Raw genomic sequence first — 7,452 nt, forward strand, 5'->3', positions numbered from 1 at the left:
GGTGGAGACCTCTGGCTGCGCAAACCTGCACCCGTCGCAGTTTTGCTGGAGCAGATGCGCCGCGCATTGATGCAGTCACCCAAAACGCCGGAGAAGGAGCGCAAAGATGCGTCGCTCTTCGACGCATCTTTGGGGGAGCGTCAGCCCTTGTCCATTCTGCTGGTGGAGGATAATCTGGTCAACCAGAAAGTCGCTGCGATGACCCTCCGGCGTCTCGGCTACCGGCCCGAGCTGGCCGCCAACGGCGCGGAGGCCGTCTCCGCCCTGCAGCGCAAGGAGTACGATCTGGTCCTGATGGACCTGCACATGCCGGAGATGGACGGCTTTGAGGCGGCGCATCGCATCCGCCGCCTGCCGCTTGGCCGGCAGCCGCTCATCTACGCCATGACGGCCGCCGTCACCGAAGCCGACGTGGCCAGGATGCGCGAGGCGGGGATGGACGGCGTCATTCCCAAGCCCGTGCGCATCGAGCGACTTGTCGCTGCGTTGGAAGAGGCGTTCAGACAAAAAGAGCGTTTACGCTCGCCATGAGCGCCTGCCCGCCTCGACAAATTCTTTCACCTTCGTTGCGCGCTGCGCCTGCGGCAGCCTGCAGAAGGTCTCCCCGACCAGGATGGCGTCGCAGCCCATCGCCGCCATGCGCTGCACGTCTTCGGGCGTGCGAATGCCGCTTTCGCCGACGAGGATTTTGTCCGGCGGAATCAACTTGCGCAGCCGACCGGTGGTTTCGATGTCCACCTGAAAGGTGCGCAGGTCGCGGTTGTTGACGCCGATGATGCGCGCTCCGCTCTTGAGCGCACGTTCGGTTTCCGCCTCGTCGTGCACCTCCACCAGGGCAGCCATGCCCAGACTTTCAGCCAGCTCGCGCAGCTCGCGCAAATCGTTGTCTCCCAACACGCCGACGATGAGCAGGATGGCGTCGGCGCCCGCCATGCGCGCCTCGTAGACCTGATATTCGTGGTAGATAAAATCTTTGCGCAGCACCGGCACGGCTCTGCCGATCTCGCGCAGACGCTCCTTGATGGCGGTCAAATACTCCAGTTTGCCCTGGAAAAAGCGACTGTCGGTGAGGCAGGAGATGGCCGCTGCGCCGTTGCGGGCGTAGGTCTCGGCGATCTGCTCCGGGTCCCACTCCCGAGCGATGACGCCCTTGGAGGGGCTGGCGCGCTTCACCTCGGCGATCAGGCTGGCGCCTGGCTCGGCAGTCAATGCAGCGGCGAAGTCGAGCGCAGGCGGCGCCAGGCGGGCGAACGCCTTCACCTGCGCCAACGGCGCAATCTCCATCTGACGGGGGACTTCCTGACGCTTCCAGGCCATGATCAGATTCAGCACTTCGCCCTGATGTTTGGCAATGTCAAGCTTGGATGGCTTCACCTTGGGCATTCCTCCACGAAAGGTTTTGGGCATTGGGGCTTGAGGGCGTCAGGGGCGAGCTGTCTGGTTCAACCAACTCATCATGGCTCCGCAAACACCTCTCGCCCGTTATCTTGTCGATTCAACGAACCCTTGCGTCTTCCGAATATACGATTCTAACACGCGCAGGGCTGCGCCGCTGTCGATGCTGGCGCGCGCTCTCTCCAGCCCGGCCATCAGATCGCCGCTTTCGGTGCTGAGCGCGAAGGCGGCGTTGAGGAGGACGGCGTCGCGGCGGGCGTCGCGGATCTCGCCGCTCAGGACGCCGCGGGTGATGGCGGCGTTTTCCTCGGCGCTGCCGCCGATCATCTCCTCGATGGCGGCGCGCGGCAGCCCAATCTCCTGCGCGTCAAATTCGTAGGTGCGCACTTCACCCTTGCATAGATGGCTGACACGATTCAGGCCGGTCAGGCTGAGCTCGTCGGCGCCGCCTGCGCCGTGCACGACGAACGCCCCGCGCGCGCCCATCTGACCGAGCACGCGCGCCATCGGCTCGGTGAGCTTCGGGTCGAAGACGCCGACCAGCAGATTGGTGGCGCCGGCCGGGTTGGTGAGCGGCCCCAGGATGTTGAAGATGGTGCGCGCGGCCAGCTCGCGACGCGGCCCGATGGCGTGGCGCATGGCCGGATGGAAGGCGGGTGCAAAGAGGAAGGCCAGCCCGATCTCTTCGATGCATTCGGCGGCCTGCTCCGCTGTCAGTTGCAGGTGGACGCCCAAGGCGGCCAAGACGTCGGCGCTGCCGCTGCGGCTGCTCACGGCGCGGTTGCCGTGCTTGGCCACCTTGACGCCCGCGCCCGCCACGACGAAGGCCGTGGTCGTGCTGATGTTGAAGGTGCCGAGGCTGTCGCCGCCGGTGCCGACCACGTCGACGAGCATGGCGTCGCCGATGCGCGGGTGCACCTGGACGGCGCTGCGCTTCATGGCGCGTGCGCAGCCGGTGATCTCATCGACGGTTTCTCCCTTCATGCGCAGCGCAGCCAGAAAGGCGCCGATCTGCGCAGGCGTGGCCTCCCCCTCCATGATCTGCGTCATGGCTGCGTCCGCCTCCTCCACCGTCAGATCGTGATGGGCGAAAAGGCGATGAATAGCGTGTTGAATGGGTTGCAAACTCATTTTGGCTCCTCCTTGAATACGATCGCTATGCAGCGGCTCCCTCGAGCGGCGCCGACAAAAATGAGGATGCAGCGCGATCTTTTGCCATGAAATTTACGTACAAACGGGTCCACAACGTAGAGGCGAACCCTGCGATCCAGCCGCCCAGCCCAAGATTGACGACAAGCAGATAGATTGCCAGGAACACTCCGTTGACGATCACCGCCGGCGTCCATGCCGCTTGCAGCACCGCGCGGGCAATCGGCATCCACAGCAGGGCGGCCGGCAACGACGCCAGGGCGCCGAAAACGAGGCCGATGATGAAAAGGAGAACTGTAGCCAACACGGTGTGGCCCAAATTGGCGCGCATAAGCCTGGCCGCCCGCCGGTAGGAAGCCCACGCCCCCATTGACTCAAACACGCAGGCGCGTTGCGCGCCCACAAACAGGACGCCGATGACGATCATGAGCGGGAGACCGATGCAGAGCAGCAGAGGGACCAGGCAGAGCAGCGGAGTAAATGCGGAAAGCAAGGCTTGTTCGGGCATTTGTCCGATTTCCTGGAGCGGGCGGAAGAGCAAGGTCGATAGGATCGGGGCGACCGCCGCCAGGGTGAGCCCCAACATGACCAGTGCAGGCAAAAAACCGATCAGACTCACCCCAACCAGCGTGGGGAGGCGTCGCCGCGTTTCGCCGAATGCGCCGCGCAGCTCGAGCGGCTCTCCGTGCAAAATGCCCTGCACCATGCGGATCAGCGCGCCCTGCACCCAGGCGCCCAGGACGAGCGAGGCGATAGCCCAGGCGAGCGCCACCAGCATCAGCCCTGCGAATAGAATCATCCACTCCTGCCATCGTTCTCCGAGCAGGACGGCGATCATCGGCTGAGACATCTGGCGCGGTTCGATGTTGAGGGGCTGTCGCACCTCGTAGTTTACATTGACGTTGACGCCGCTGTAACCGAACAGCGCAGAGATGACGCCGAGCACCCAGAGCTTGCGATGACGCCAGTAAACCCGCCACGCATCCCCAAACAGCGATGAGAAGCTGTTTGACGCCGCCATGCTTCACCCCTTTCATTTTGTGCGTTTAAAGATTAGTGCGTCTAAAGATAAGCTCCACTTCACGGCGCAAACCGTCTACATCCAGGTCCATGCGGAGTTCCAGCGCTTCTGCGCACTCCAGGAGCGAACGCGCCGATGTTTCGACGAGCCAGGGAAGCGAATCGCTGAACTCCGGCTGTGCGCGCTCCTCCGGAGTCGTCTGGCGCGCGCCGTTGAGCAGGAAGGATGCATCGCGCAACGGCAGGAGCCATCGGTAGAGCGTCACGCGTTCAGGAGCGGCGAGGTCGCCGGAAAGAGAGGCGTACTCCGCAAGCAAATGCTCCTGAAGCGCCGGCCGCCAGCGCCTGCGCTGTTGATGCAGAAATTCCGCCACCTCCAGCGCCGCGTCCCCCAGTCCGAACATCTCCCAGTCGAGCAACACCGCTCGTCCTCCCTGAAGCACGACATTCTCTACGCGCAGGTCGCCGTGAACCGGGGTGGGCGACGCCGAACGCCAGAGCAGCGCCGCTTCTGTGACCAGCGCCTCCCCGCGCCTTTCCAACAGGGGCAACAATGTCGAGATTTGATGACAGCCGATCTCTTCCAGCCAACGCTGCATCGGTTTCAGCCCGCCGGCGAGCATGCTCCAAAAGTACTCCAGGTTGAGGGCGCGCGGAGAGAGGCGACGCACTGCATCGACGTTCCCGCCATGGACGGCGGCGACGCTGGCGACAAGCGCCGTCAGGTCGTGAACGTCGTCCGGCTGAAGCGCTCGCCCCTCTACCCAGCGATAGACGAGCACCTGCCGCGCCAATCCCTCCGGGTAACGGTCAAACCAGAGCGGCTGCGGCGCAATGCCTTGCGGCGCAAAGATCTGCTGTCCGTCGAACTGTCGACGCCCGCGCGCCTGTCCGGCGTCCAGGAAGAGCTTGACGACGGCTGTCTCGCCGCCCGCGCGCACCTTCCACAGCAGGTTGTCGTCCCCGCGCCAGTGCTCGAGCAGCTCGACGCGCAGCCCGGCGAAGCCGCTGGCCGGCGCGGAGGTGAGATAGGCGTAGACGGAAGCGGTCGGATCCGGCATAGAATTTGAGGCGTCCCCCTCACATTTTCAGAAAATTCGCCAGCAGATCCTTCCCGTGTTCGGTCAGAATGCTTTCAGGGTGGAACTGCACGCCGTGAATCGGCAACGTCTTGTGGCGGATGCCCATCAGCTCGCCCTCGGCGGTGAAGGCGGTGACCTCCAGCGCGTCGGGCAGCGGCTCGGCGACGATCAGGCTGTGATAGCGCGTGGCCGTCAGCGGGCTGGGCAGCCCTTTGAAGACGCCGACGCCCTTGTGGTGCACCGGGCTGACCTTGCCGTGCATCAGCCGCGGCGCGCGCACCACCCGCCCGCCGAAGACGTGGCCGATGCACTGCTGCCCCAGGCAGACGCCCAGGATCGGCGTCGTCTGCCCCAGGATGCGAATCACGTCGTTGCTGATGCCGCTGTCCTTCTCCGGCGTTCCCGGCCCGGGGCTGATGACGATATGCGTCGGGCGCAGCTCCGCCAGCTCCTCGACGTCGATCTCGTCGTTGCGCCAGACGCGAATCTCGGCGCGACTCTCTCCCCGCACGGGCATGTGCTGCACCAATTCGCCCAAAAACTGCACCAAATTGTAGGTGAAACTGTCGTAATTGTCGATCACCGCAATCATCTCATCCCTCCTCTCCCGCTCTCCTGCTCTCCCGCTCTCCCGCTCTCCTGCTCTCCCGCTCTCCCCCTCTCCCCCTCTCTCACTCCCCCGCCTCCACCTTCTTCATGCGCTTCTCCGCCGCGCGACTGATGCGGTTCCACGCGCCGGCCAGCCCCATCGCCTTCTTGACGGCGGAGAGCGTCTGTTTGCCCTCCTCGCGGGCGCGCAGCGTGCCCTTGTAGATCAGCTCATCGACGAAGCCCGTCTGCGCCGCATAATAGGCGCGACGCTGGCGGATCGGCTCCAGGAAATTGTTGAGGGCAATCGCCAGCTTCTGTTTCACCTCCACGTCGCCCACCTTGCCGGCGCGATAGCGTTCTTTCAACTCCTCCACTTCAGCCTTATTCGGGTTGAAGGTGTCGTGATAAATAAAGACCGGATTGCCCTCGACGCGGCCGGGGATGTCGGCGCGAATGCGGTTGGGATCGGTGTACATGCCCATGACCTTGCGCTCGACGGTCTTGGCGTCATCGCTCAGGAAGATGGCGTTGTTCAGACTTTTGCTCATCTTGGCCTGGCCGTCGGTGCCGACCAACGTGCCGCCCTCGACGTAGGCTTCGGGCAGCGGGAAGACCTCGCCGTAGGCGTTGTTGAAGCGACGCGCGATCTGTCGCGCCAGCTCGACGTGACTTTCGTTGTCCTTGCCCACCGGCACCAGATGGGCGCGCGGCAGCAGGATGTCCGCCGCCTGCAGCACCGGATAGCCGAGCAGGTTGTAGGGGATCTGCTCGAACCCCGCCGCGGCGGCCATGTCCTTGATCGTCGGCAACTGCTGCAGCCGCTCCACCGTGACCAGGCTAGACAGCAAAAGTTGCAATTCGTACACTTCATGCACGGCAGATTGCAAATAGAAGGTCACCTTGTTGGGATCGATGCCGATGGCCAGGTGGTCGAGCACGATCTCGCGGGCGATGTCGGCGATCTGCTCGATGCTCTCCTTGTCCGGCCGCGTCGTCAGCATGTGCAGGTCCGCGATCAGGAAGAAGCATTCGTATTCGTCCTGGAAGCGCAGCCGGTTGCGATGGCTGCCCACGTAGTGGCCCAGGTGCAGTTTCCCGGTCGGTCGGTCGCCGGTCAGAATGCGCTTGCGAAGTTGCTCGGTCATGAATTCCCCTCCTCAGAAACGATTTCGTTCGACATAAAAATTCAGATTCCTTTTTCCGCCTGCTCGACCGCCACCGCCAGCGCCTTGAGTTTATTCATCGACTCGTTGAACTCATAGGTCGGGTCGCTGTCGGCGACGATGCCGGCGCCGGCCTGGAGGTGGCAGGTCTGCCCCTGCATGACGATGGTGCGAATGGCGATGCAGGTGTCCATGGCGCCGTCGTTGTCGATGTAGCCGACGGCGCCGCCGTAGACGCCGCGACGGACGCCTTCCAACTCTTCGATGATCTCCATCGCCCGGATTTTGGGCGCGCCGCTGAGCGTGCCGGCCGGGAAGGTGGCGCGCAGCAGGCTGAAGGCGTTGTGCTCCGGCCGCACCTTGCCGCGCACGTCGCTGACGATGTGCATGACATGGCTGTACTTCTCCACCGCCATCATCACCGGCACGGTGACGCTGCCGTATTCGCAGACGCGGCCGAGGTCGTTGCGCCCCAGGTCGACGAGCATCACGTGCTCGGCGCGTTCCTTCGGGTCGGCGAGCAGGTCGGCGGCCAGCGCTGCATCCTCTTCCTCGTTTTTGCCGCGCCAGCGCGTGCCCGCAATGGGGTGGAGATAGGCGTAGCCGTCCTCCAGGCGCACATGCATCTCCGGGCTAGAGCCGATCAGCCGCAGCGGCTCGGGGCCGACGCCCGCCACGCCCGTGAAGTCCAGATAGAACATATAGGGGGAGGGATTCAACATGCGCAGCGCGCGGTAGATGGTGAACGGGTCGGCCTCGGTGCGCCGCGAGAGGCGCTGGCTGAGGACGACCTGGAAGATGTCGCCGGCGGCGATGTACTCCTTGGCGGCGCGCACCCTCGCCTCGAACTCCGCCTGCGTGAAGTTGCTGCGCCAGGCTTCGGGCGTGGGCAGTTCCCGGGCGGTCGGCGGCGTGAGCGGCTTGCGCAGGTCGGCGATGATGTGCTCGATGCGGGTGATGGCGTCGGCGTAGGCTCCGCGCAGGTCGGCCTCGACGCGCAGATTGGCGATCACCTGGATGCGATGGCGCACGTGGTCGAAGACGACCAGGTT

The 7,452-nt window shown here is 64.3% G+C and carries 8 protein-coding genes; 1 reads left to right on the top strand and 7 read right to left on the bottom strand.

Annotation, left to right across the window (positions count from 1 at the left end):
• A partial coding sequence (locus Q0367_RS20810) for a response regulator (RefSeq protein WP_298984523.1) occupies positions 1 to 531 on the top strand: 531 nt, incomplete at its 5' end.
• Here Q0367_RS20810 and trpC read toward each other — a convergent pair.
• The 7 genes from trpC to Q0367_RS20845 form a co-directional block, all read right to left on the bottom strand.
• Positions 517 to 1,374, bottom strand: coding sequence for an indole-3-glycerol phosphate synthase TrpC (gene trpC / locus Q0367_RS20815; protein ID WP_298984526.1), 858 nt, complete (start codon positions 1,372 to 1,374; stop codon positions 517 to 519). The two genes, Q0367_RS20810 and trpC, sit on opposite strands and share 15 nt — an antisense overlap.
• A 108-nt stretch (positions 1,375 to 1,482) precedes the next feature.
• Positions 1,483 to 2,526 carry an anthranilate phosphoribosyltransferase gene (trpD, locus tag Q0367_RS20820; protein WP_298984529.1) on the bottom strand — a complete coding sequence of 348 codons (1,044 nt, stop codon included), beginning with the start codon at positions 2,524 to 2,526 and terminating at the stop codon, positions 1,483 to 1,485.
• Positions 2,527 to 2,551: 25 nt separating this feature from the next.
• A complete protein-coding gene (locus tag Q0367_RS20825; protein ID WP_298984532.1) occupies positions 2,552 to 3,565 on the bottom strand; it encodes a hypothetical protein in 1,014 nt (337 codons plus the stop codon).
• 25 nt (positions 3,566 to 3,590) lie between these two features.
• Positions 3,591 to 4,625, bottom strand: coding sequence for a phosphotransferase family protein (locus Q0367_RS20830; protein WP_298984535.1), 1,035 nt, complete (start codon positions 4,623 to 4,625; stop codon positions 3,591 to 3,593).
• A 19-nt stretch (positions 4,626 to 4,644) separates the two neighbouring features.
• Complete coding sequence (locus Q0367_RS20835; RefSeq protein ID WP_297634359.1) at positions 4,645 to 5,238, bottom strand: aminodeoxychorismate/anthranilate synthase component II; 594 nt, start codon at positions 5,236 to 5,238, stop codon at positions 4,645 to 4,647.
• Between the two features lie 79 nt (positions 5,239 to 5,317).
• A complete protein-coding gene (trpS, locus tag Q0367_RS20840; RefSeq protein ID WP_297634356.1) occupies positions 5,318 to 6,382 on the bottom strand; it encodes a tryptophan--tRNA ligase in 1,065 nt (354 codons plus the stop codon).
• Between the two features lie 41 nt (positions 6,383 to 6,423).
• A partial coding sequence (locus Q0367_RS20845; protein ID WP_298984539.1) for an anthranilate synthase component I family protein occupies positions 6,424 to 7,452 on the bottom strand: 1,029 nt, incomplete at its 5' end.

This window comes from uncultured Caldilinea sp., assembly GCF_937128415.1.
Taxonomy (GTDB): Bacteria; Chloroflexota; Anaerolineae; order Caldilineales; family Caldilineaceae; genus Caldilinea.